The organism is Roseateles sp. Mitsp63, from assembly GCF_059491535.1.
In genome coordinates this window covers 3,822,574-3,845,793 of the sequence record NZ_CP168509.1, presented here as the reverse complement: position 1 = coordinate 3,845,793, position 23,220 = coordinate 3,822,574, and the positions used below count along the sequence as shown (strand labels likewise).

Below are 23,220 nucleotides of genomic sequence, written 5' to 3'. Positions count from 1 at the left end.
GGATTCGCAGGGGAATCGCGAGGTATCGCGGGTATTAATGCCGCTATTTGTTATTGCGCGAAATTAATACGCCTGGGTTTCCTGAATGGAACTCGCGCGCGCGTGCGCTCAATCGGCAGAACGGCCCGTCGCCTTGAGTCCATTGTCGAAGTGACACCGGACCAGCCGCGCGGCCCGGTCGGGATCGCGCTCGAGCAGCGCCGCCAGCATCTCCCGATGCTCCTGCAGCGACTCCTGCAGCCGCCCCTGCTTGAACAGCGAGTGGTGGCGGTTGAGCTTCATCACCCGGCGCAGGTCCGTGATGATCTGCATCCGCCAGCGGTTGCCGTCGATCTCGACGATGCGCAGGTGGAAGCGCTCGTTGGCGGCGAAGAAGCGCTCGCTGCCGGCCTCGCCGGCGGCCAGGCTCTCTTCGAGCGTGCGATGCAGCTCGCGCAGCTCGGCCAGTTCCGCGTCGCTGGCCTGGCGCGCCACGACCGAGGCCGCGTCGCTCTCCAGCAGCGAGAGCAGCTGATAGGCCTCGCGCACGTCGCGCTCGGACATCTCGGTGACGTAGGCGCCGCGGCGGACCCGCATCGTGACCAGGCCCTCGGAGGCCAGCACCTTGAGCGCCTCGCGCATCGGGGTGCGGCTGATGCCGAGTTCGGCGCAGAGCTTGAGCTCGTCGATCCAGCTGCCCGGCTCCAGCTCGCGGGCGAAGATGCGCTGGCGCAGCCGCTCGGCCACCTCCTCATAAAGAGGGGCGCGGGGAGCGAGCGGGGCGGTGAGCGACATGGCGCCGGAGTGTAGCGAATCTGAAATTCATAATTATGAATTCGGCCCGCGCTATGATCCGCCGCTTCCAGGAGTCCCCTCATGTCGAACGAACAACAGGTCCCCTCCGCCGCGCCGTCCGCCACAAGCGGGACGAACACTCCCCCGGAGTTCGCGCCGGCGACGCTGGAGCAATGGCACAAGGCGGCGGCCAAGTCCGCGCCCGGCGGCGACCCCGCCAAGCTGAACTGGCACACCCCCGAAGGGCTGGTCGTCAAGCCGCTGTACACCGCGGCCGACACCCGCGACCTGCCGCATGCGGACACGCTGCCCGGCTTCGAGCCCTTCCTGCGCGGCCCGCAGGCCACGATGTACGCGGTGCGGCCCTGGACGATCCGGCAGTACGCCGGTTTCTCGACCGCCGAGGAGAGCAACGCCTTCTACCGCAAGGCGCTGGCGGCGGGCGGGCAGGGCGTGTCGGTGGCCTTCGACCTGGCCACGCACCGCGGCTACGACTCGGACCACCCGCGCGTGACCGGCGACGTCGGCAAGGCCGGCGTGGCGATCGACTCGGTGGAGGACATGAAGATCCTGTTCGACGGCATCCCGCTGGACAAGGTCTCGGTCTCGATGACGATGAACGGGGCGGTGCTGCCGGTGCTGGCCGGCTACGTCGTCGCGGCGGAGGAACAGGGGGTCGCGCAGGACCAGCTCAGCGGCACCATCCAGAACGACATCCTCAAGGAGTTCATGGTCCGCAACACCTACATCTACCCGCCCGAGCCGTCGATGCGCATCATCGGCGACATCATCGAGTACACGGCCAGGTCGATGCCGAAGTTCAACTCGATCTCGATCAGCGGGTACCACATGCAGGAGGCGGGCGCGAACCAGGCGCTGGAGCTGGCCTTCACGCTGGCCGACGGCAAGGAGTACGTCAAGACCGCGATCGCCAAGGGCATGGACGTGGACGACTTCGCCGGCCGGCTGTCCTTCTTCTGGGCGGTGGGGATGAACTTCTACCTGGAGATCGCCAAGATGCGGGCCGCGCGCCTGCTGTGGTGCCGGATCATGAAGGGCTTCGCCGCCAGGAACCCCAAGAGCCTGATGCTGCGCACGCACAGCCAGACCTCCGGGTGGAGCCTGACCGAGCAGGACCCCTACAACAACGTGGTGCGCACCACCATCGAGGCGATGGCGGCGGTGTTCGGCGGCACGCAGTCGCTGCACACGAACTCGCTGGACGAGGCGATCGCGCTGCCCACCGAGTTCAGCGCCCGCATCGCGCGCAACACGCAGCTGATCATCCAGGAAGAGACCCACATCACGAACGTGATCGACCCCTGGGCCGGCAGCTACATGATGGAGTCGCTGACCCAGGACATGGCCGACAAGGCCTGGGCCATCATCGAGGAGGTCGACGCGATGGGCGGCATGACCAAGGCGGTGGACTCGGGCTGGGCCAAGCTCAAGATCGAGGCCAGCGCCGCGGAGAAGCAGGCGCGCATCGACAGCGGCAAGGACGTGATCGTCGGCGTCAACAAGTACCGGCTGGCGAAGGAAGACCCGGTGGACATCCTGGAGGTCGACAACGTCAAGGTGCGCGACAGCCAGATCGCGCGCCTGCAGCGCATCAAGGCCACGCGCGACGGCGCCAAGGTGCGGGACGCGCTGGCGGCGCTGACCGAGGCCGCGCGCTCGGGCGGCGGCAACCTGCTGGATCTGAGCATCCAGGCGATGCGGCTGCGGGCGACGGTGGGCGAGGTGTCGGACGCGCTGGAGACGGTCTTCGGCCGGCATCGCGCGGACACGCAGAAGGTCACCGGCGTCTACGCGGCGGCCTATGACTCGGCCGAGGGCTGGGCCCGGCTGCAGGACGAGATCGCCGCCTTCGCCGAGGAGCAGGGCCGCCGGCCGCGGGTGATGATCGCCAAGCTCGGGCAGGACGGGCATGACCGCGGCGCGAAGGTCGTCGCCACGGCCTACGCGGACCTGGGCTTCGACGTCGACATGGGGCCGCTGTTCCAGACCCCGGACGAGTGCGCGCGCCAGGCCATCGAGAACGACGTGCACGCGGTCGGCGTGTCGACGCTGGCGGCCGGCCACAAGACGCTGGTGCCGGCCATCATCCAGGCGCTCAAGGAGCAGGGCGGCGATGACATCGTCGTGTTCGTCGGCGGCGTGATCCCGGCGCAGGACTACGACTTCCTCTACGAGGCTGGCGTCAAGGGCATCTACGGGCCCGGCACGCCGATCCCGGCGAGCGCCAAGGACGTGCTCGAGCAGATCCGCAAGACGGTCGCGGCTTGAGGGGAGCGGACCGCGTGAACGCGCCGCTTCCGCCCGACATCCCGGATCACCCGCTGGCGGCGCCGCTGCTGGGCGGGCCCGGGCCGGCCCAGCGCCGCGCGATGGCCAAGGCCATCACGCTGCTGGAATCGACCCGCGCCGACCACCGCGCGCAGGCCGACGCGCTGCTCACCGGACTGCTGCCGCGCACGGGGCGCTCGCTGCGGCTGGGCATCTCGGGCGTGCCGGGCGTGGGCAAGAGCACCTTCATCGAGGCGCTCGGCCTGGACCTGATCGCGCGCGGCCACCGCGTCGCGGTGCTGGCGGTGGACCCGTCGAGCACGGTCTCGGGCGGCTCCATCCTCGGCGACAAGACGCGCATGGAACGGCTGTCGATGGACCCGCGCGCCTACATCCGGCCCAGTCCGTCCAGCGGCACGCTGGGCGGCGTCGCCGAGAAGACCCGCGAGGCCATGCTGGTGTGCGAGGCCGCCGGGCATGACATCGTCATCGTCGAGACGGTCGGCGTCGGCCAGAGCGAGACCGCCGTGGCGGGCATGACCGACATGTACTGCCTGCTGCAGCTGCCCAATGCCGGCGACGACCTGCAGGCGATCAAGAAGGGCGTGATGGAACTGGCCGATCTGGTCGTGATCAACAAGGCCGACCTGGACGACGCCGCGGCGACGCGGGCGCAGGCGCAGATCACGTCCTCGCTGCGGCTGTACGGGCAGCATGGCCGGCCCGATCACGCCCATCACGACACGACGATCTGGCATCCGCGGGTGATGCGGATGTCGGCGCTCAGGGGCGAGGGCATCGAGGCCTTCTGGACCGCGGTCACCGAGTTCAGGGCGATCCAGCAGGCCAATGGCGCGTTCGACGAGAAGCGCCAGCAGCAGGCGCTCGCGTGGATGTGGGAGCGCATCCAGGCGGGGCTGAAGCAGCAGTTCAAGGCGGCGCCGGCGGTGCGCGCGGCGCTGGGCGAGATGACGGCGCGGGTGCTGGACGGGCGCCTGGCGGCGTCGACGGCGGCGCGCGAGCTGCTCGCGAGATTTTCCGGAGACAGGAATCCCGAGGATTCAAAGGACCAACGACATGCATGACATCCAACAGATGCTCGAGGACAAGCGCGAGCAGGCGCGCCAGGGCGGCGGCGAGAAGCGCATCGCGGCGCAGCATGCCAAGGGCAAGCTGACCGCGCGCGAACGGCTGGACCTGCTCTTCGATGACGGCACCTTCGAGGAATGGGACATGTTCGTCGAGCACCGCTGCGTCGACTTCGGCATGGCGGACAACCGCATCCCGGGCGATGGCGTGGTCATCGGCTACGGGATGATCAACGGCCGGCTGGCCTTCGCCTTCAGCCAGGACTTCACCGTCTTCGGCGGCGCGCTGTCCGAGGCGCATGCCGAGAAGATCTGCAAGGTGATGGACCAGGCGATGAAGGTCGGCGCGCCGGTGATCGGCCTGAACGACTCGGGCGGCGCGCGCATCCAGGAGGGCGTGGCCTCGCTGGGCGGCTATGCCGAGGTGTTCCAGCGCAACGTGATGGCCTCCGGCGTGATCCCGCAGATCAGCATGATCATGGGCCCCTGCGCCGGCGGCGCGGTGTACTCGCCGGCGATGACCGACTTCATCTTCATGGTGAAGGACAGCAGCTACATGTTCGTCACCGGCCCCGAGGTGGTGAAGACCGTGACGCACGAGGAGGTGACGGCCGAGGAACTGGGCGGCGCCTCGACGCACACGTCCCGCAGCGGCGTTGCCGACCTGGCGTTCGAGAACGACGTCGAGGCCATCCTGATGCTGCGGCGCTTCTTCAACTACCTGCCGCTGAACAACCGCGAGAAGGCACCCTGCCGCCCGAGCGGCGATCCGGGCGCGCGGCTGGACCATTCGCTCGACACGCTGGTGCCGGACCACCCGAACAAGCCCTACGACATGAGGGAGCTGATCCTCAAGGTCGTGGACGACGGCGACTTCTTCGAGCTGCAGGCCGAGAACGCGAAGAACATCCTGACCGGCTTCGCCCGCATGGAAGGGCAGACGGTGGGCATCGTCGCCAACCAGCCGCTGGTGCTGGCGGGCTGCCTGGACATCAGGAGCAGCATCAAGGCGGCGCGCTTCGTGCGCTTCTGCGATGCGTTCAACATCCCGGTGATCACCTTCGTCGACGTGCCGGGCTTCATGCCGGGGACCTCGCAGGAGTACGGCGGCATCATCAAGCACGGCGCCAAGCTGCTCTACGCCTACGCGGAGTGCACGGTGCCCAAGGTGACGGTGATCACGCGCAAGGCCTATGGCGGCGCGTATGACGTGATGAGTTCCAAGCATCTGCGCGGCGACGTCAACTTCGCCTGGCCCAATGCCGAGATCGCGGTGATGGGCGCCAAGGGCGCGGTGGAGATCATCTTCCGCGAGGACAAGAACGATCCGGCCAAGCTGGCCGCGCGCGAGGCCGAGTACAAGGCGCGCTTCGCGAACCCGTTCGTGGCTGGCGCGCGCGGCTTCATCGACGACGTCATCCAGCCGCACGAGACGCGCAAGCGCATCTGCCGCTCGCTGGTGATGCTCAAGGACAAGCAGCTCGAGAACCCGTGGCGCAAGCACGGGAACATTCCGCTCTGACCGGCGCGCAGGAGACGCAGAACATGTTCAAGAAGATCCTGATCGCCAACCGTGGCGAGATTGCCTGCCGCGTGATCAAGACGGCGAGGAAGATGGGCATCGCCACGGTGGCGGTGTATTCGGAGGCCGACAAGGACGCCCGCCACGTGGAGCTGGCCGACGAGGCCGTGCTGCTGGGCCCGGCGCCGTCGCGCGAGTCCTACCTGGTGGCCGACAAGATCATCGCCGCCGCGAAGCAGACCGGCGCCCAGGCCATCCATCCCGGCTACGGCTTCCTGTCGGAGAACGAGGACTTCGCGCGCCGCGTCGAGGAGGAGGGGCTGGTCTTCATCGGGCCCAAGCATTACTCGATCGCGGCGATGGGCGACAAGATCGCCTCCAAGAAGCTGGCGGGCGAGGCGCGGGTCAACACGATCCCCGGCCACAACCAGCCGATCGAATCGCCCGACGAGGCCGTGGCCATCGCCAACCGCATCGGCTACCCGGTGATGATCAAGGCGAGCGCGGGCGGCGGCGGCAAGGGCCTGCGCGTCGCGTTCAACGACAAGGACTGCCACGACGGCTTCACCAGCTGCCGCAACGAGGCGCGCGCGAGCTTCGGCGACGACCGCGTGTTCATGGAGAAGTTCGTCGAGTCGCCGCGCCACATCGAGATCCAGGTGCTGGGCGACGCGCAGGGCAATGTCGTCTACCTGTGGGAGCGCGAGTGCTCGATCCAGCGCCGGCACCAGAAGGTGATCGAGGAGGCGCCGTCGCCATTCATCAGCGAGGCCACGCGCCGCGCGATGGGCGAGCAGGCGGTGGCGCTGGCCAGGGCGGTGAAGTACCAGAGCGCGGGCACGGTGGAGTTCGTCGTCGGCAAGGACCAGTCGTTCTACTTCCTGGAGATGAACACGCGGCTGCAGGTCGAGCATCCGGTCACCGAGTGCATCACCGGGCTGGACCTGGTGGAGCTGATGATCCGCGTCGCCGCGGGCGAGGCGCTGCCGTTCAAGCAGGACGAGATCCGGCGCGAGGGCTGGGCGATCGAATGCCGCATCAACGCGGAGGACCCGCTGCGGAACTTCCTGCCGTCGACCGGCCGGCTGGTGAAGTACCAGCCGCCGGAGACCTCGATGGAGGCGGCCGGCGAGGAGCGCTTCGGCGTGCGCGTGGACACCGGCGTCTTCGACGGCGGCGAGATCCCGATGTTCTACGACTCGATGATCGCCAAGCTGATCGTGCACGGCCGCGACCGCGACGACGCGATCGCCAAGATGCGCGAGGCGCTCAATGGCTTCGTGATCCGGGGCATCTCGAGCAACATCCCGTTCCAGTCGGCGCTGCTGGCGCATCCGGACTTCCGCGCGGGCGACTTCAACACCGGCTTCATCGCGCAGCACTACGGCGGCGGATTCCACGCCGAGGACGTGCCGCACGACGATCCGGACTTCCTGGTCGCGCTGGCCGGCTTCATCCGCCGCAAGGCGCGCGAGCGCGAGGCCGGCATCACCGGCCAGTTGCCGGGGCATGAGGTGCGCATCGAGCACGACTACGTCGCGGTGGTCAACGAAGGGCAGGGCCAGTTCAGCCGTCATCCGCTGAGCATCACCGAGTACGTGGGCAGCCTGGGCGAGGCGCTGGTGGCGATCGGCGGGCACAAGCAGTACCGCATCGTGAGCCAGTCGCGGCTCAACGACACGCGGATCGTCGGCACGGTGGATGGCCGGCCCTTCGTCGCGCAGGCCGAGCGCGGCACGCCGAGGGCGCCGCTGGCATATCGCATCCAGCACAACGGGCGCGCGATCGAGGTCACGGTGCTGTCGCCGCGCGCGGCGGAGCTGCACCGGCTGATGCCTTACAAGGCGCCGCCGGACACCAGCAAGCTGCTGCTGTCGCCGATGCCGGGCCTGCTGGTGCATGTCGCGGTGGAGCCGGGGCAGCGGGTGCAGGCGGGCGAGCGGCTGGCCGTCATCGAGGCGATGAAGATGGAGAACATCCTGACGGCGACGCAGGACGTGACGGTGGGCGAGGTGCTGGCCAAGGTGGGCGAGAGCCTGGCGGTCGATCAGCCCATCGTGCGTTTCGAGTGAGGAGGGGACGATGACCGCATCGAACGGACAGGGCGCGAAGCCCTATCGGATCCTGGGCATCCAGCAGATCGCGATCGGCGGGCCGGACAAGGCGGCGCTGCGGCGGCTGTGGGTGGACGTGCTGGGGCTGGAGGTCACCGGGAACTTCGTCTCGGAGCGCGAGAACGTCGACGAGGACATCTGCGCGATCGGCAGCGGGCCGCACAAGGTCGAGGTCGACCTGATGCAGCCGCTGGATCCGGAGAAGAAGCCGGCGGTGCACACGACGCCGCTGAACCACGTCGGGCTGTGGGTCGATGACCTGCCGAAGGCGGTGGCGTGGATGACGGCCCATGGCGTGCGATTCGCGCCGGGCGGCATCCGCAAGGGCGCTGCGGGCTACGACATCTGCTTCATCCATCCGAAGAGCAATGACGAGTTCCCCATTGGAGGGGAGGGCGTGCTGATCGAGCTGGTGCAGGCGCCGGCGGATGTGGTGAAGGTCCTGGGCGGAGCCGGTGGCTGATGGGGCTGACGGCAGCCGGCCCTGGTGGGGCGCACCTGGCGCTTCAGGCGTGGTCCTGAAGCGTCAGTCGACGAGGATGTTCCGGTTCTTCAGCGTCAGGTGGATCTTGTCGCCGACCGTGTCCTTGTTGAACGGCTTGACGATGTAGCCCGATGCGCCGAGTTGCGCGGCGCGGATGATGTCTTCCTTGCGGCCCTCGGCGGTGACGAGCAAGACCGGGATCGTGCGCAGCTGATCGCCTTCGGGCTTGGTGCGCAGCGCCTCGAGCAACTGGAAGCCGTTCATCACCGGCATGTTGACGTCGCTGAGCACGAAGTGCACCGGCTCGCCGGATTCGGCGGCGATTTCGAGTTGGCGCAGCGCGGCCCTGCCGTCTTCGGCCTCAAGAATCTTCTTGAAGCCGAGCTCGCGCAGCAGGCCGGAGATGATGCGCCGCATGGTCGAGAAGTCGTCGACCACCAGGAATGTGAACTCTTCGCGCTTGATCGTCGTGACCATCTGGAACCCCTTCAAGCGCGGAATCGTAGCCTGAAGGGGACGACCCTTGGCGCGTGTCGCGGCGGGTGGTGCGCCAGCCGAGCATTCGTACACGCCATGTCAGTGGACCCTCCTCAGCCGCTGCGGAACGTTGACGTGTCCCTCGTGCCTCATGGGGGCAGGTCATGCGCAAGCGGCCCGCAGCGCGGCTCGCGCGAGCAGCCGCGTCGAATCCAGCGTCGGCAGCGAGGCGTTCGCGTCGCTGATGATCAGCGGGATCTCGGTGCAGCCCAGCACGACGGCATCGCAGCCCCGTTCGCGCAGCTCGTCGATGGCCAGCTGGAATCGGCTGATCGTGCCGGGCTGGATCCGGCCCGGCACCAGCTCGTCCATGATCAGCGCGCCGAGTTCGTCACGCCATGCGTCGGCCGGGCGCACGGCCTCGAGTCCGACAGCCTTCAGCGCCTGCGGATAGACCTCGCTGCGCACCAGCCAGCTCGTGCCGAGCACCCCCACGCGGTGAAAGCCGCGATCACGCGCCTCGTCGGCCACGACGCGCGCGATATGCAGCCAGGGCAGCGGCGACCGCGGCGCCACGAGGTCGAAAGCCTGATGAATGGTGTTGTCGGGGCAGAGGAGCAGTTGAGCGCCGGCCGCCTTGAGGCGGCGCGCCGAGTCGAGCATCAACGCGGCGACCGCCTCGAGATCGCCGCGATCGAGCGCCTCGACATAGCGGTGCAACGACGGCGTGTGCAGGCTGATCTCGGGATGCGCGTGCGGGCCGAGACGCGCGGCGCCTTCCGCGCAGATCGTGCGATAGCACAGGGCGGCGCCTTCGGCGGAGCAGCCGACGATGCCGAGGTGGAGCGGGGCGGTCGAGGTCATGTCGTCGTGGAGGAGTCCGGACGGAAGCGCGATCAGATCACATCGGGCACGGACGCGCGCGAAGGGGATACTCCGACGCCATGAAGCCGTCCGACGGTTTCGACCCGCGTTCAGCCGTTGAAGTCCCGCCACAGCTCGGTCTCGACGAACCAGCGCGGCATGGCGCCGGATTCGATCTCCATCGACTGGCCGTCGATCACCTGCACCAGCAGCTTGTGCTTCGCGCCGGAGTTGTCGAAGACGTAGGCGCGATGGGCCGCGTCGGCGGCCTCGGTCAGCAGCGCTATCGAGCGCACGTAGCGCTCCCGGATCTTGTCCACCGGCACCGGATGGCCGCCCCGCTTGACGCGGTTGCGCACCCGGTCCACGTTGATCGCGGGATCCTTGGTCGCGACGAAGTAGAGGTAGACGCGATAGCCCCGCTCGCGCGCCTCGCGCATGAAGGCGATCTTGTCGGGCGAGGACATGACGGTCTCGAAGGTGAAGGTCTGGCCTTCCTCGAGCAGCTCCCGCCGGATGGCGTCCGCGAGCACGGAGGCCAGGTACGAGTCATACGGGCCCGGCACCCGCAGGCGCAGCGCGTCGTCGACGCCCAGCTTGCCGAGCAGGCTGTGCAGCCCCAGCTTGCGCGCGAAACCCGATCCCTGGATGTGCGACTCGAGCGCCGCCAGCAGCTGCGCCGGCGTCCCGGACAGCCCCAGCGCCTTCAGGTCGAGCTGTCCTTCGGATTCGCGCAGCGTGCGCTCGATCTCGTCGGCGTTGATGAACACGCCGATCCATTGGGGCTTCAGTTCGAGCTTGATCGTGCTCTTGCCCGACCCGTTCGGTCCGGCCAGCACGCGCAGCCGCGGCTGCGAGGCCTTGCCGGACTCAGGCGGCCTTGCGCTTGACACGCTGGAGCACGACGCCGACCTTGACGCGCTTGTCCGGCGGCAGGGTCTTCAGGACCGTCGTCGTGCCATCGGCCTTGCGCTGGACCAACTGGCCCTTGCTGGTGGCGACCATCACGGCGCCGGTCTCGGCCAGCGCCTGCCGGTAGGCCTCCCGGCCGGCCTTGGCGGCCAGCTCCGGGAAGCGGCGCTCGGCGGCGCGCATCGCGGATTCGGTGAGGTCTTCGGGACGGCGGGACATGGCAGGGTGCTTTCGAAGAGACGTAGGCCGGAGTCTATCGCTTACACCGCCACCGGCGCCTTGATCGCCGCGTGGTGCTGGTAGTCGCGCAGTTCGAAATCCTCGAACTCGTAGTCGAAGATCGATGCCGGCTTGCGCTTGATGTGCATCGTCGGATAAGGGAACGGCGTACGGGAGAGTTGCGTCCGGACCTGCTCGAAGTGATTCGAGTAGATGTGGCAGTCGCCGCCGGTCCAGATGAAATCGCCCAGGCCCAGCCCGCATTGCTGCGCCAGCATCTGCGTCAGCAGCGCGTAGCTCGCGATGTTGAAGGGCACGCCCAGGAAGATGTCCGCGCTGCGCTGGTACAGCTGGCAGGACAGCTTGCCGTCGGCCACGTAGAACTGGAAGAACGCGTGGCAGGGCATCAGCGCCATCTGGTCGAGTTCGGCCACGTTCCAGGCCGACACGATGATCCGGCGCGAATCCGGATTGGTCTTGAGCTGCTTCACGACCTCGGCGATCTGGTCCACGTGGCCGCCGCCGGCCTTGGGCCAGCTGCGCCACTGGACGCCGTACACCGGGCCCAGGTCGCCGTCCTCGCGGGCCCATTCGTCCCAGATGGTGCAGCCGCGCTCCTGCAGCCACTTGACGTTGGAATCGCCGCGCAGGAACCACAGCAGCTCCAGGATGATGGACTTCAGGTGCACCTTCTTGGTGGTCACGAGCGGGAAGCCCTCGCTCAGGTCAAAGCGCATCTGATGGCCGAACACGCTGCGCGTGCCCGTGCCGGTCCGGTCGCCCTTGGCGACGCCATGCTCGTAGACATGGCGCATGAAGTCTTCGTACTGGCTGCGCACCGGGCGTGCGGAGGTGGTTTCTGCGGTCATGGAGCGGGATTTTATAGAGAGGCAGACCACGGACGCTGGCCCTCACCCCTTCCTCTCCCGCAAGCGGGCGAAGGGGTAAGACGGGGCTGCCCGCACTTGCCTTGCGCAAGAACTCCCTCTCCCCGCTGGGGCGAGGGGGTTTATTACTACGACGTCCGGCTCTTGCTCCCTCGCCCGCTTGCGGGAGAGGATGGGGGTGAGGGCCAGCGGCCTCACGCATTGAACTGCAGCGCCGCCAGGCGCGCGTAGAGCCCGCCGCGCGCCACGAGTTCCGCATGCGTGCCTTGCTCGACGATGCGCCCATGGTCCATCACGACGATGCGATCCGCGCGCTGCACCGTCGCCAGCCGGTGCGCGATGACCAGCGTCGTGCGGTCCCGCATCGCCTCGTCCAGCGCCTGCTGCACCAGCCGTTCGCTCTCCGCGTCCAGCGCGCTGGTCGCTTCGTCGAGCAGCAGCAGCGGCGCGTCCTGCAGCATCGCCCGCGCGATCGCGATCCGCTGCCGCTGACCGCCCGACAGCCGCACCCCGCGCTCGCCCAGGAAGCTGTCGTAGCCCTGCGGCAGCTGCCGGATGAACTCATCCGCATGCGCCGCCTGCGCCGCGGCGATCACCGCCTCGCGGCTCGCGTCCGGGCGCCCGTACCGGATGTTGTCCAGCGCGCTGGCCGAGAAGATCACGCTCTGCTGCGGCACCAGCGCCATGCGCCCGCGCAGCGCCGCCAGCGCCACCCGGTCGACCGCCATGCCGTCGATCCGCAGCTCGCCCGCCTGCACGTCGTAGAACCTCTGCAGCAGTTGCAGCACCGTGCTCTTGCCGGCTCCGCTCGGCCCCACCAGCGCCACGGTCTCTCCGGGCTCGATGCGCAGCGTGAAGTCCTCCAGCGCCGCGCGGTCCGGCCGCGACGGGTAATGGAAGCGGACATTCTCGAAAACCACCCGGGCCGGGCCGGTCGACGCCGGCAGCGCCGCCGGCGAGGCCGGATCCGCCACCGGCGATCTCGCCGCGAGCAGCTCCATCAGCCGCTCGGTCGCGCCGGCGGCGCGCAGCAGGTCGCCCCAGACCTCCGCCAGCACCGCCACCGACGACACCAGCAGGATCACGTACACCACCGTCTGCCCCAGATGGCCCGCGGTGATCCGCCCCGCCATCACCGCCTGCGTGCCCTGGTACAGGCCCCACAGCAGCGCGCCGAAGGTCGCCGTGATCACGAAGGCCACCAGCATTGAGCGCACCTTGGTGCGCTTGCGCGCGGTGTCGAAGGCGGCCTCGCTGGCGGCGTCGAAGCGCGTGGCCTCGCGCACCTCCTGCGCGTGCGACTGCACGACCGCGATCGCGTTGAGCATCTCCGCCGCGATCGCGCTGGTGTCGGCGATGCGGTCCTGGCTGGAGCGCGACAGCCGCCGCACGCGCCGTCCGAAGAACATCGCCGGCGCCACCACCAGCACCAGGATGCCCAGCACCTGCGTCATCACCCACGGGTTGCTGGCGATCAGCAGCGCCACCGCGCCCAGGCCCATGATCAGGTTGCGCAGTCCCATCGAGAGACTCGAGCCCACGATGCTCTGGATCACCGTCGTGTCGGTGGTGATGCGGCTGATGACCTCGCCTGTCTGGGTCGTCTCGAAGAATTCCGGGCTCTGCCGCAGCACGTGGCTGTAGACGGCGGTGCGCAGGTCGGCGCTGACGCGCTCGCCCAGCCAGGTCACCGCGTAGAAGCGCAGCGCCGAGAACACCCCCAGCGCCGCGCCGGTGGCGAACAGCCAGACGAAATGCTCCCGCAGCGCCATCAGGCGCTGGCCCGGATCGGCCGACACCAGGCCCTGGTCGATCAATTGCCGCAGCGCGAGCGGGAACACCAGCGTCGCCGCCGCCGCCAGCATCAGGAACACGATGGCCGCGGCGATCCGCCCCCGGTACGGCCGCAGGAAGGGCCACAGCGCCGGCCACATCGCCCTCAGCGGGGGCGGCGTGCGCACGGCGTTTGCCGTGCCGGTCGAGCCGGTTGGCGCATCGGATCGGGGCGTCGTCGAGGAAGGGGACAGGGCGGACATCAGACCAGTGTAGGGGCCGTCCGTTGCTGGAATATCCCCATCGGCGGAAAGCCCATCCCAGGCAGTGATTGGCAGGGCAATGATTGCCTAAGCAATAATTGTCATCAGCTTTTTCCAGAAGCTCCCTCCCGGAAAGCCGCCGCCATGACCGCCACCTTGCCTCCGCCCGCCGATTTCTACAGCGCCGACAGCTTCACGTCGGAGCCCAGCCTGGGCTGGCTGCTGCGCCAGATCAAGCAGTCGATGGTGCTGCAGGCCGACAAGATGCTGGGGGAGCACGACCTGACCCATGCCCAGTGGGCGCCGATGCTGCGCCTGCGCTTCAACGGCCCGATGTCCAGCGCCGCGCTGGCGCGCGAGCTGGCGATGGACGGCGGCGCGATGACGCGGCTGCTGGACCGGCTGGAGGCCAAGTCGCTGGTGCGCCGCGAGCGCTCGGTCGAGGACCGCCGCGTCGTCATGGTCTCGCTGACCGAGGTCGGCGTGAACGCGATGGCGGCCGCGCCGGGCGTGCTGTCCAAGGTGTTCAACGACCACCTGGCGGGCTTCACCGACGAGGAGTTCCGCACGCTGATCGGCCTGCTGCAGCGCATCGTCGCCAACGGCCATGCGATCCGCGACGCCGGCCTGTCGTCGGAGAGCTCGACCCTGGACGACAAGTGCGAGTGACCCCGCGGCCGGCCGGTGGCGCCGTCCCTTTTCAGACCTTCCACAAGAACAACATTCACGAGGAACCCCCGATGAGCTCCCATTCCCTTCACCGCACGACGCTGGCCCTGGCCATGGGCGCCGCGCTGCTGATGGTGCTTGCCGCCTGCGCGCCCATCCCCAAGCTCGCCGAGCCCGGCCAGCCGATCGACGGCCCCGAGGCCGCCGCCCGGCTGGGGCTGGACGCCGGCCCCGGCGAGGCGATCGATGCGTCATGGTGGAAGACCTTCCGCGATCCGCAACTGGACGCGCTGGTCGAGCAGGCGATCGCGAACTCGCCGAACCTGGCGCTGGCCCGCGCCCGCATCGCGCGCGCCGCGGCGATGACCGAGAACGCCGAGGCCGCCAAGCGGCCGTCCGCGCAGCTCGAGGCCGATGCCACCCGCCAGCGCTTCAGCGAGCACGGCATCTATCCGCCGCCGCTGGCCGGCAGCGTCCAGACGCTGGCCAACATCCAGGCCGGGCTGAGCTACGAGTTCGACTTCTTCGGCCGGCATGACGCGGCGCTGCAGGCCGCGCTGGGCCAGAAGCGCGCCGCCGAGGCCGATGCCGCCGCCGCCCGCCTGAGCGTGTCCAACGCCGTCGCGAAAGCCTATGTCGCGCTGGCGCGCAGCCAGGCGCAGGGCCGGTTGCTGGAGCAGCAGAAGACGCTGCGTGACCAGAGCCTGGACCTGGTGCGCCAGCGCAGCGCCGCCGGCCTGGACAACGGCCAGGACCTGCGCGTGGCCGAGGCGCCGCTGCCCGACATCCAGCGCCAGCAGGTCGTGCTGCGCGAGCAGCAGCAGCTGTTGCGCCACCAGATCGCCGCGCTGACCGGCCAGGGGCCGAAGGCCACCGAGTCGCTGGACGCGGCACTGCCGGTGGCGCTCGACTGGCAGCAGGCACCCCGCCTGGACCTGCTGGGCCGCCGTCCGGACCTGGCCGCCGCCCGTGCCCGCGTCGAGGCCACCGCCCAGGACATCCGCGCCGCCCGCGCGCAGTTCTATCCGAGCGTGAGCCTGACGGCCTTCGTCGGCCTGAACGCGATCGGCCTGGACGACCTGTTCAAGAGCGGTAGCCGCCAGTACGGCGCCGGTCCGGCGCTGCACCTGCCGCTGTTCGACAGCGGCCGGCTGCGCGCCAACCTGCGCGGCAGCGCCGCCGAGCAGGACGCCGCGATCGCGACCTACAACGCCGCCGTGCTGGACGCGGTGCGCGACGCCAGCGACCAGTACAGCACGCTCGAATCGCTGCGCCAGCAGCGCACGCAGCAGGACGCGCTGGTCGCCAACGCCGACAGCCAGACCGCGCTGGCCGAGCAGCGCCACCGCGCCGGCCTGACCGGCCGCATCGCGGTGCTGGGCGCCCATCAGAACCAGCTGCTGCAGCAACGCGGCCAGATCGACCTGCAGGCGCTGACCGTCGATGCGCAGATCAACCTGATGCGCGCGCTGGGCGGTGGCTATGCCGAGCCCGGCCGCGCCGAGGCGCAGTCCCGGCCCGTCAGCGGCGCCGGGCGCGGCTGACGCCGTCCCGATCGACCTTGCCATGGCGGCGGCGCGAGGGCGCCGCCGCGTGACCGAATCGCGCGGTCCCCCGCGCCTCCGACAGAACAACATCTCCCAGAGCCCACCATGAGCGCTACTCCCGAGAACAAGCCCCAAGCTCCCGCCGCCAACGGCGCCAAGAACGGTTCCCGCAAGAAGGGACTGACGGTCATCGCCGCGGCGGTCATCGTCGCCGGCCTGGTGTACGGCGGCTATTCGTGGATCGTCGGCAGCCGCTACGAGACCACGGACAACGCCTACGTGCAGGCCAACGTCGTGCAGATCACGCCGCTGGTCGGCGGCACGGTGCGCGCCGTCTACGCCGACGACACCGACTTCGTGAAGGCGGGCCAGAAGCTGATCAGCCTGGACCCGGTCGATGCCCGCGTCGCGCTCGAGCAGGCGCAGGCGCAGCTGGCGCAGACGGTCCGCGAGGTCCGCACGCTGTACGCCAACAACAGCGGTCTGGAAGCGCAGGTCAAGGTCCGCGAGGCCGACCTGCAGCGCACCGTCGCCGAGCTCAGCCGCCTGCAGGCCGACGTCACCCGCCGCCAGCCGCTGGTGGCCACCGGCGCGGTCGGCAAGGAAGAGCTGGAACACGCCCAGTCGCAACTGACCGCCGCCCGCGCGCAGGCCGCCGCCGCGCAGTCGGCGCTGCAGGCCGCCAAGGACCAGCTGGCCTCGAACCAGGTGCTGACCGACGGCGTCAAGGTCGAGGAGCACCCGAACGTGCTGCGCGCCTCGGCCCGCCTGCGCGAGACCTACCTGGCGCTGCAGCGCTCGGAGCTCATCGCGCCGGTGGACGGCTGGGTCGCGCGCCGCTCGGTGCAGCTGGGCCAGCGCGTGGCCGCCGGCGCGCCGCTGATGGCGGTGGTCGGCCTGCAGCAGGTCTGGGTCGACGCCAACTTCAAGGAAAGCCAGCTGGCCAAGCTGCGCATCGGCCAGACGGCCACGCTGGAGGCCGACGTCTACGGCAAGAAGACCGAATACCACGGCACGGTGCAGGGCCTGGGCGCGGGCACCGGCGCGGCGTTCGCGCTGCTGCCGGCCCAGAACGCCACCGGCAACTGGATCAAGGTCGTGCAGCGCGTGCCGGTGCGCATCGCGCTGGACCCCAAGGAAGTGCAGGAGCATCCGCTGCGCGTGGGCCTGTCGATGGACGTCCAGGTGGACATCCGTGACCAGGGCGGCCCGATGCTGGCCGCCGCGACCGGCGCCAGCGCGCCGCGCCTGCAGACCACGATCTTCGACGCGCAGGAGAAGGCCGCCGACGAGCAGGTGGGCCGGATCATCGCGTCCAACCTCGGCAAGGCCGCCAAGGCGAGCCCGGCCCGCGTGCAATGAGCAGCGCCACCCCGACCGCCCCGGCGGCGCCGGCCGCTCCACCCGCGGGTCCTCCGGCGAGCCCCGCGCCGCTGAGCGGCACCGCGCTGGTGCTGGGCACGATCTCGCTGTCGCTGGCCACCTTCATGAACGTGCTGGACTCGTCCATCGCGAACGTGTCGCTGCCCGCCATCGCCGGCGACCTCGGCGTCTCCCCGGTGCAGGGCACCTGGGTGATCACGAGCTTCGGCGTGGCCAACGCGATCTCGGTGCCACTCACCGGCTGGCTGACGCAGCGCTTCGGCGCGGTGCGGCTGTTCACCACCAGCGTGCTGCTGTTCGTGCTGGCGTCCTGGCTGTGCGGCTTCGCCCATTCGCTGGAGATGCTGGTGGCCGCGCGCGTCTTCCAGGGCCTGGTGGCGGGACCGATGATCCCGCTGTCGCAGACGCTGCTGCTGTCGAGCTATCCCAAGCACAAGGCGGGCACGGCGCTCGCGTTATGGGGGATGACGACGCTGGTCGCGCCGGTGGTCGGGCCGCTGCTGGGCGGCTGGATCACCGACAACGTCACCTGGCCGTGGATCTTCTACATCAACGTGCCGGTGGGGCTGTTCGCGGCCGGCCTGACGTGGAGCATCTACCGCACCCGCGAGACCCCGACCAAGAAGCTGCCGATCGACACCATCGGGCTGGCGCTGCTGGTGCTGTGGGTGGGCTCGCTGCAGGTGATGCTGGACAAGGGCAAGGAGCTGGACTGGTTCGAGTCCAACCAGATCATCGCGCTGGCGGTGATCGCGGTGGTGGGCCTGGCCGTGTTCATCGTGTGGGAGCTGACCGACGATCACCCGGTCGTCGACCTGCGGCTCTTCGGACGGCGCAACTTCCTGTTCGGCGCGTCGGTGCTGTCGATCGCCTACGGGCTGTTCTTCGGCAACGTGGTGCTGCTGCCGCTGTGGCTGCAGCAGCACATGGGCTACACGGCCACGGCCGCGGGCTTCGCGCTGGCGCCGGTGGGGGTGCTGGCGATCCTGCTGTCGCCGGTGGTCGGCCGCAAGGTGGCGGTGTGGGATCCGCGCGCGATGGCCAGCTTCGCCTTCGTGATGTTCGCGATCGTGCTGTGGATGCGCGCGGCGTTCACGACCGACACGGACCTGGGGACCATCATGATCCCGACCATCCTGCAGGGCGGGGCGCTCGCGTTCTTCTTCATCCCGCTGACGACGCTGACGCTGTCGGGCATCCCGCCCGAGCGCATCGCGGCGGCGGCGGGGCTGTCGAACTTCGTCCGGATCACGGCGGGGGCGATGGGGACGTCGATCTCCACGACGCTGTGGGAGAACCGCGCGGCGCTGCACCACCATCACCTGGCGGAGCGGCTGGCGCTGGGCGATCCGGCCGAGACCGCGGCGATCGACACGCTGCAGCGCACCGGCTTCAGCCACGACCAGGCGCTGGCCTACCTGAACCGGCTGGTGGACCAGCAGGCCTTCACGCGGGCGGCGGACGACATCTTCCTGGCCTCGGCGATCCTGTTCCTGGTGCTGATCGCCTTCGTCTGGCTGACCAAACGGCCGCCGAAGCTGGGCGCGCCGGTGGATGCCGGCGGCGCGCACTGAACCTGTCAAGCGCTGCCGCGGGCATGAACTCCCTCGCCCCGCTTGCGGGGAGAGGGCAGGGGAGAGGGGGCGTGCCAGTACGCCGGTGTGGCCCTGCGCCGAGCCCCTCTCCCCCTGTGGGGGCGAGGGAGTTGGTAAGCAGCAGCGTTTGCCTCACGCACTTGCCTCACGCACGCCGACGGACTTCAGCCGCCGTTCACGCCTTCGACGACGCGAGGTCCAGGCAGTAGGCGATGAGCTCGTCGAGCTCGCTGGACTTGTCGAAGACGCCGTCCGCGCCGAGCTGCGCGCAGCGCCGGCGCATGTCGGCGGTGGCGTAGTTGCTCAGCACGATCAGCTTGGCCTCGGGCTGCAGCAGCCGCGCCTTGGGCAGCAGCGACAGCCCCGACCCGCGCTTGAGGAAGAGGTCCACGATGACCAGGTCGCAGGGCACCGCCTCGTCATGCAGCCAGCGCAGCGCGGCGGCCTCGTCGTCGGCCTGGCCGACCACCTCCAGCGACAGCATCTCCTGCAGCGTCGCCACGAGGTTCTCGCGGATCAACGGACTGTCTTCCACCAGGAAGCAGGTCAGCGTGCCGGGCGTCGATGCGGTGACGGGAACGGTGGACATGGGCATGGGTGAAAGCGAGGCGCCCATTATCACGATCCCGTCACCGCTTCGAGACCGGGCCCAGCCGGGCGTTGCATTCCGACAGCGCCTTCAGGCTCTCCGGATCCGGATCCTCGCCCAGGTCCACCAGCGGCAGCACCGCCGCCAGCGGCGCCACCGCCAGTCCCAGCACCGTCGCCGGGACCAGCTTGCGCAGCAGCGGCCCCTTCTGCAGGCTGAGCCGGGGGCTCCCGAGCGTGCCCTGGATGTCCAGCGGTGTGCGCAGGGTGAGCGGACTCTTGTCCTTGGGCTCGACCTTGGCCGTCAGCGCGAGCTTCTCGGTCGCCAGCGACATGGCGCCGTCGACCAGCACGATCGAGTCCTTGGTGTCCACGACCATCGGCCGCGGCGTCACGGTCCCGTCCTTGACCCGCAGGTCGGCGACGCCGCAGGTCACCTGCAGCGCGTCGTCGCCGCGCACCAGCATGCCCAGGCCCTGGGCGATGTCGATGCCGGCGGCCTCGACGAGCAGGTGCGAGACCGTGCCGTCGGTCCAGTACAGCACCATGCGGCCGTCGGCGCTGGCCAGCAGCTCGGCGGTCGAGCGTCCGGTGCCGTCCAGCGCGATCCGGCCGCCCATCAGGCCGGTGACCCAGCGCTGGCCGTTCTTGCGTTCCAGGTTGAGCCACTGTTCCAGATGGACGCCGCTGACGCGCAGCCGCGCCTCCCACTTCGCCTTCGGCTCGCGGCCGTCGAGCAGCATGCGGCCCGCCAGCTGGCCGCGGGCGACGCGGGCATCGATGTCGCGCAGCTCGAGCACGCCGTCCTGCAGCACGATGCGGGCGTTCAGCGGCTCGGCGGCCTGCAGCATCGAGGTGCCGGATTCGAAGCGCGCCAGCTTCACGTCGACATTGGCGTTCATCGCGCGCAGCGAGGGCAGGTCGTACTGCTTGTCCGGCAGCACGCGCGCCGGGCGGCCGGACTTGGGGGCCTGCGGATCCGCCGGCACGCCGACGGCCGGCCCCAGGTCGGCCAGCCACAGCTCGCGGCCGCGCAGCTGGCCGGTCAGCTTGGGCACGGCGTTCTCGGGCCTCAGGTATTCGAAGTCGCCGCTCAGCCGGCTCTTGCCGATCGTGGCCTGGCTCACCGCCGTGGTCCAGCGCGGACCCTCCCGCGTGAGGCGGCCCCGCATCGAGAACGCCGGCGTGGAGGGCAGCGTCACGCCCAGCGGCTCGCCGACCGCGGCGAGCGACGGGCCGCTCACCGTGTAGTCGCCGGCCAGCGCCTGCGACACGAGCAGGTCGCGGACGGTGCCGTCGAAGCTCAGCTGCGCCTTGCCGATGTTGCCGCGCAAGGTCACCGGCACCGCCGGCGCATTCGGGTCCGAGGACAGCCAGGGCAGGGCGGAACCGGTCTCCAGCGTCGCCTTGAGCGGCAGGTCGCGGTAATGGCCCTCGGCGCTCGCCGTGACGCCGAAGCGGCCGCCCTGGCCCGGGCCGGGTTCGCCGGCGGGGCCGGAAGCGCCCTGGGGCTTGCCCGCGACCCGCTCGCCGAAATCCACCGCCAGCCGTGTCCCGGAAGCGGCCGCGCCGGGCGCGCTGGCCGAGCTGGCCGCGCTGGCCGCGCGTGCCGCCGGCTGCACCGCCGACGACGCGGCCTGGCCGGCCGTCGCCCAGGTCTCGCGCAGCGCGAAGCGCGCCAGCAGCGACAGCGCCTGGATCTTGTCGTCGACCAGCGCGGTGCCCTCGCGCACTTCCAACAGGTCGAAGCGGACGCCGTCGATCGCGGGCCGCTTGCGGACCTGCGTGTCGCTGGACGGCTGCTTGCCGAACTGCCAGCTGGCGCGGCCCTCGATGTCGCGCTCCAGGCGCAGCGCCAGTTCGCCGGCCCGCAATGACTTGACGCGCAAGGCCTGACCCTCGTGCCGCAGCCCGAGCAGGTCGCTGTAGCGCAGCGTCAACTCGGCATCCTGCGCCTGCAGCGTCGGGCCGCCCAGCGTGCTCCAGCTCGGACCGGCGATGGTGACGCTGTGGGACTGCAGCCGCGGATGGCCGATCAGCCGCAGCTGCCAGCTGTCGCCCTCGGTGCCGTCGAAACGGACCTGCCGGTCCAGCTTCTGGCTCAGCCACTGCTCGGCCGGCCGCCGCAGGAAGGGCCAGCCCAGCCATTCGCACACACCGACCGCGATCAGCAGCAGCGCCAGCAGCGTCAGCAGGCCCATCGCCCAGCCAGACCGCACGCGGCGCCGGCGGGGACCCGGGCCCGGCGCGGGCGCGCCGTCCGGCCCGGTGGAGGTCTTGTCGTTCACCACCATTGTTCAAACATCCTGGAGAAGAATTCCTTGCCGCGCTGCCACAGGCCGCGGTCCTGCCAGAGGCGCAAGTCGATCGCGCGCGACGCGGCGCGATCGCGCTCGAACATCCGCGTCATCGCCTCGCCGAAGTCCTCGCCAAGCACGACGGCATTGACCTCGTTGTTGTGGACGAAGCTGCGCCAGTCCATGTTGCTGGAACCGACCGTCGAGACGACGCCGTCGATCACCGCCGTCTTCGCATGCAGCACCGCGTCCTGCAGTTCATGGATGCGCACGCCGGCCTGGAGCAGGCGCTCGTAATGGCTGCGCCCCGCGTGCATCACCGGCGAGAAGTCGCTGCGCGAGGGCAGGATCAGTTCCACGTCCACGCCGCGCGCGGCCGCCTCGCACAGCGCGTCGACCATGTCCTGACCCGGCGCGAAGTAGGCCATCGTCAGGTAGACGCTGCGCTGCGCCGCGCGGATGCTGCCCAGCAGCAGCGTGTAGATGCGGTTCTCGGTGTCCTGCGGCGTCGAGGGGATCACGCGCATCAGCTGCTTGCCCGGCGGCGGTCCCGGCGGGAGCTGGATCTCGCTGACCGTCCCCTCGCAATGCTGCTGGGACCAGACCTCGCGGAACATCTGGTGCAGCGCCTGCGTCGCCGGGCCGCGCACCTGGATCATGGTGTCGCGCCAGCCGTTGTCGTCGGCCTGGCCGGACGGGTCCGGCGCCCCGCTGGCGGCCGAGGCCGGCGCCGTGGCCGCCCGTGGCCGCGCCGGCTTCGACGGCCCGCGGCTGCCGAAGCCGCCCGAGCCCGACGAATAGACCGCGCTGATGTTGATGCCGCCGGTGAAGCCGGTCTCGCCATCGACGATCAGGATCTTGCGATGGTCGCGGTGGGTGATCTTGTGATACCTGGCGCGCTTGAGCGGATTGACCGGGTTGAACGCGCAGACGGCGATGCCGCCCTGGCGCATCCGGTCGAAGTAGTCGTCCTGGGTGCCGAAGGAGCCGACTGCGTCGTAGAGGACCGCCACCTCCAGGCCTTCCGCGCGCCGGCGCAGCAGCAGGTCGGCGAGCTGCCGCGAGACCTCGGCGTCCTCGATGATGTAGCTCTCCAGCACCACCTGCCGGCGCGCCTTCTCGATCGCCGCGAACATCGCGGCGAAGGTCGCGGGGCCGTCGACCAGCAGCTTCGCGTCGTTGCCGGCGTACAGGTCGACGTCGCCGAACGCGGACATCGCGGCCAGCTGCCGCTTCAGCAGTTCCGCCTTGCCCTGCGCGGCGGCGGCCTGCAGGGCCTGCTCGCGGCTGGCCTGGTTCATCGGGCCGCGCGAGCCGACCACGTCCACCTGCGCGGCCACCCGCGTCAGCGCGGGCGCCGAGGCGGGTGGATCGGGGATGCGTCCATTGACCGGCGGTCGCGGCGTGCCGCAGGCGACGAGTCCGACGCTCGCGCCGAGCGCGAGAACCAGGGCCGCGACGCGCCGGCGCACCGC

Annotated in this window: 19 protein-coding genes; 9 read left to right on the top strand and 10 right to left on the bottom strand. The window is 69.9% G+C overall.

What is annotated here, in order from left to right; genetic code table 11:
- Nucleotides 1-108: 108 nt before the first annotated feature.
- On the bottom strand, nucleotides 109-774 hold the full coding sequence (locus ACEN96_RS16820; protein WP_495584234.1) for a GntR family transcriptional regulator: 666 nt from the start codon (nucleotides 772-774) through the stop codon (nucleotides 109-111).
- An 81-nt stretch (nucleotides 775-855) separates the two neighbouring features.
- Here ACEN96_RS16820 and scpA point away from each other — a divergent pair, with 81 nt between their 5' ends.
- The 5 genes from scpA to ACEN96_RS16795 are packed head-to-tail and all read left to right on the top strand — an operon-like array spanning nucleotide 856 to nucleotide 8,250.
- Nucleotides 856-3,063 (top strand): methylmalonyl-CoA mutase, encoded by a 2,208-nt coding sequence (gene scpA / locus ACEN96_RS16815; protein ID WP_495584233.1) that lies wholly within the window; start codon nucleotides 856-858, stop codon nucleotides 3,061-3,063.
- 38 nt (nucleotides 3,064-3,101) lie between these two features.
- Nucleotides 3,102-4,148, top strand: a complete 1,047-nt coding sequence (meaB, locus tag ACEN96_RS16810) for a methylmalonyl Co-A mutase-associated GTPase MeaB (RefSeq protein ID WP_495588627.1) — start codon at nucleotides 3,102-3,104, stop codon at nucleotides 4,146-4,148.
- A complete protein-coding gene (locus ACEN96_RS16805; RefSeq protein WP_495584232.1) occupies nucleotides 4,141-5,673 on the top strand; it encodes an acyl-CoA carboxylase subunit beta in 1,533 nt (510 codons plus the stop codon). Before meaB ends, ACEN96_RS16805 begins: the two co-directional genes overlap by 8 nt.
- Before the next feature lie 23 nt (nucleotides 5,674-5,696).
- Nucleotides 5,697-7,745 carry an acetyl-CoA carboxylase biotin carboxylase subunit gene (locus tag ACEN96_RS16800; RefSeq protein WP_495584231.1) on the top strand — a complete coding sequence of 683 codons (2,049 nt, stop codon included), beginning with the start codon at nucleotides 5,697-5,699 and terminating at the stop codon, nucleotides 7,743-7,745.
- Between the two features lie 10 nt (nucleotides 7,746-7,755).
- Nucleotides 7,756-8,250: a VOC family protein gene (locus ACEN96_RS16795; protein ID WP_495584230.1), complete on the top strand. Its 495-nt coding sequence runs from the start codon at nucleotides 7,756-7,758 to the stop codon at nucleotides 8,248-8,250.
- Between the two features lie 63 nt (nucleotides 8,251-8,313).
- Here ACEN96_RS16795 and ACEN96_RS16790 read toward each other — a convergent pair whose 3' ends face one another.
- The 6 genes from ACEN96_RS16790 to ACEN96_RS16765 form a co-directional block, all read right to left on the bottom strand.
- Nucleotides 8,314-8,748, bottom strand: coding sequence for a response regulator (locus ACEN96_RS16790; protein ID WP_495588626.1), 435 nt, complete (start codon nucleotides 8,746-8,748; stop codon nucleotides 8,314-8,316).
- 162 nt (nucleotides 8,749-8,910) lie between these two features.
- Nucleotides 8,911-9,612 (bottom strand): aspartate/glutamate racemase family protein, encoded by a 702-nt coding sequence (locus tag ACEN96_RS16785; RefSeq protein WP_495584229.1) that lies wholly within the window; start codon nucleotides 9,610-9,612, stop codon nucleotides 8,911-8,913.
- 110 nt (nucleotides 9,613-9,722) lie between these two features.
- The gene (locus ACEN96_RS16780) at nucleotides 9,723-10,505 is read right to left on the bottom strand and encodes an ATPase (RefSeq protein ID WP_495584228.1); all 783 of its coding nucleotides are present in this window, start codon (nucleotides 10,503-10,505) and stop codon (nucleotides 9,723-9,725) included.
- Entirely contained in the window at nucleotides 10,483-10,743 is a 261-nt protein-coding gene (locus ACEN96_RS16775; RefSeq protein ID WP_343637125.1) for a hypothetical protein, read from the bottom strand. The genes ACEN96_RS16780 and ACEN96_RS16775 overlap by 23 nt, the downstream gene beginning before the upstream one ends.
- 41 nt (nucleotides 10,744-10,784) lie before the next feature.
- Nucleotides 10,785-11,612 (bottom strand): thymidylate synthase, encoded by an 828-nt coding sequence (locus ACEN96_RS16770; RefSeq protein ID WP_495584227.1) that lies wholly within the window; start codon nucleotides 11,610-11,612, stop codon nucleotides 10,785-10,787.
- Between the two features lie 212 nt (nucleotides 11,613-11,824).
- On the bottom strand, nucleotides 11,825-13,666 hold the full coding sequence (locus tag ACEN96_RS16765; protein WP_495584226.1) for an ABC transporter transmembrane domain-containing protein: 1,842 nt from the start codon (nucleotides 13,664-13,666) through the stop codon (nucleotides 11,825-11,827).
- A gap of 144 nt (nucleotides 13,667-13,810) precedes the next feature.
- Here ACEN96_RS16765 and ACEN96_RS16760 point away from each other — a divergent pair, with 144 nt between their 5' ends.
- The 4 genes from ACEN96_RS16760 (at nucleotide 13,811) to ACEN96_RS16745 (ending at nucleotide 18,839) form a co-directional block, all read left to right on the top strand.
- Nucleotides 13,811-14,335, top strand: a complete 525-nt coding sequence (locus tag ACEN96_RS16760) for a MarR family winged helix-turn-helix transcriptional regulator (protein ID WP_495584225.1) — start codon at nucleotides 13,811-13,813, stop codon at nucleotides 14,333-14,335.
- A gap of 71 nt (nucleotides 14,336-14,406) precedes the next feature.
- Nucleotides 14,407-15,879, top strand: coding sequence for an efflux transporter outer membrane subunit (locus tag ACEN96_RS16755; protein WP_495584224.1), 1,473 nt, complete (start codon nucleotides 14,407-14,409; stop codon nucleotides 15,877-15,879).
- Between the two features lie 108 nt (nucleotides 15,880-15,987).
- Complete coding sequence (locus ACEN96_RS16750) at nucleotides 15,988-17,244, top strand: HlyD family secretion protein (RefSeq protein ID WP_495584223.1); 1,257 nt, start codon at nucleotides 15,988-15,990, stop codon at nucleotides 17,242-17,244.
- On the top strand, nucleotides 17,241-18,839 hold the full coding sequence (locus ACEN96_RS16745) for a DHA2 family efflux MFS transporter permease subunit (RefSeq protein ID WP_495584222.1): 1,599 nt from the start codon (nucleotides 17,241-17,243) through the stop codon (nucleotides 18,837-18,839). The genes ACEN96_RS16750 and ACEN96_RS16745 overlap by 4 nt, the downstream gene beginning before the upstream one ends.
- Before the next feature lie 196 nt (nucleotides 18,840-19,035).
- Here the strand turns inward: ACEN96_RS16745 and ACEN96_RS16740 are convergent, their stop codons facing one another.
- From ACEN96_RS16740 to ACEN96_RS16730, 3 genes are read right to left on the bottom strand one after another with little or no spacing between them, the layout of a single operon-like run.
- Nucleotides 19,036-19,449: a response regulator gene (locus ACEN96_RS16740; RefSeq protein ID WP_495584221.1), complete on the bottom strand. Its 414-nt coding sequence runs from the start codon at nucleotides 19,447-19,449 to the stop codon at nucleotides 19,036-19,038.
- A gap of 40 nt (nucleotides 19,450-19,489) precedes the next feature.
- The gene (locus ACEN96_RS16735) at nucleotides 19,490-21,742 is read right to left on the bottom strand and encodes an AsmA family protein (protein ID WP_495584220.1); all 2,253 of its coding nucleotides are present in this window, start codon (nucleotides 21,740-21,742) and stop codon (nucleotides 19,490-19,492) included.
- On the bottom strand, nucleotides 21,733-23,217 hold the full coding sequence (locus tag ACEN96_RS16730; protein WP_495584219.1) for a phospholipase D-like domain-containing protein: 1,485 nt from the start codon (nucleotides 23,215-23,217) through the stop codon (nucleotides 21,733-21,735). The genes ACEN96_RS16735 and ACEN96_RS16730 overlap by 10 nt, the downstream gene beginning before the upstream one ends.
- Nucleotides 23,218-23,220: the final 3 nt, after the last annotated feature.

Coding starts and splice junctions, on each gene's coding strand:
- ACEN96_RS16765 (WP_495584226.1), bottom strand. CDS start 13,666: ATGTCCGCCCTGTCCCCTTCCTCGACGACGCCCCGATCCGATGCGCCA.
- ACEN96_RS16760 (WP_495584225.1), top strand. CDS start 13,811: ATGACCGCCACCTTGCCTCCGCCCGCCGATTTCTACAGCGCCGACAGC.
- ACEN96_RS16740 (WP_495584221.1), bottom strand. CDS start 19,449: ATGTCCACCGTTCCCGTCACCGCATCGACGCCCGGCACGCTGACCTGC.
- ACEN96_RS16735 (WP_495584220.1), bottom strand. CDS start 21,742: ATGGTGGTGAACGACAAGACCTCCACCGGGCCGGACGGCGCGCCCGCG.
- ACEN96_RS16755 (WP_495584224.1), top strand. CDS start 14,407: ATGAGCTCCCATTCCCTTCACCGCACGACGCTGGCCCTGGCCATGGGC.
- ACEN96_RS16805 (WP_495584232.1), top strand. CDS start 4,141: ATGCATGACATCCAACAGATGCTCGAGGACAAGCGCGAGCAGGCGCGC.
- ACEN96_RS16745 (WP_495584222.1), top strand. CDS start 17,241: ATGAGCAGCGCCACCCCGACCGCCCCGGCGGCGCCGGCCGCTCCACCC.
- ACEN96_RS16750 (WP_495584223.1), top strand. CDS start 15,988: ATGAGCGCTACTCCCGAGAACAAGCCCCAAGCTCCCGCCGCCAACGGC.
- ACEN96_RS16785 (WP_495584229.1), bottom strand. CDS start 9,612: ATGACCTCGACCGCCCCGCTCCACCTCGGCATCGTCGGCTGCTCCGCC.
- ACEN96_RS16820 (WP_495584234.1), bottom strand. CDS start 774: ATGTCGCTCACCGCCCCGCTCGCTCCCCGCGCCCCTCTTTATGAGGAG.
- ACEN96_RS16800 (WP_495584231.1), top strand. CDS start 5,697: ATGTTCAAGAAGATCCTGATCGCCAACCGTGGCGAGATTGCCTGCCGC.
- ACEN96_RS16795 (WP_495584230.1), top strand. CDS start 7,756: ATGACCGCATCGAACGGACAGGGCGCGAAGCCCTATCGGATCCTGGGC.
- ACEN96_RS16770 (WP_495584227.1), bottom strand. CDS start 11,612: ATGACCGCAGAAACCACCTCCGCACGCCCGGTGCGCAGCCAGTACGAA.
- ACEN96_RS16775 (WP_343637125.1), bottom strand. CDS start 10,743: ATGTCCCGCCGTCCCGAAGACCTCACCGAATCCGCGATGCGCGCCGCC.
- ACEN96_RS16790 (WP_495588626.1), bottom strand. CDS start 8,748: ATGGTCACGACGATCAAGCGCGAAGAGTTCACATTCCTGGTGGTCGAC.
- scpA (WP_495584233.1), top strand. CDS start 856: ATGTCGAACGAACAACAGGTCCCCTCCGCCGCGCCGTCCGCCACAAGC.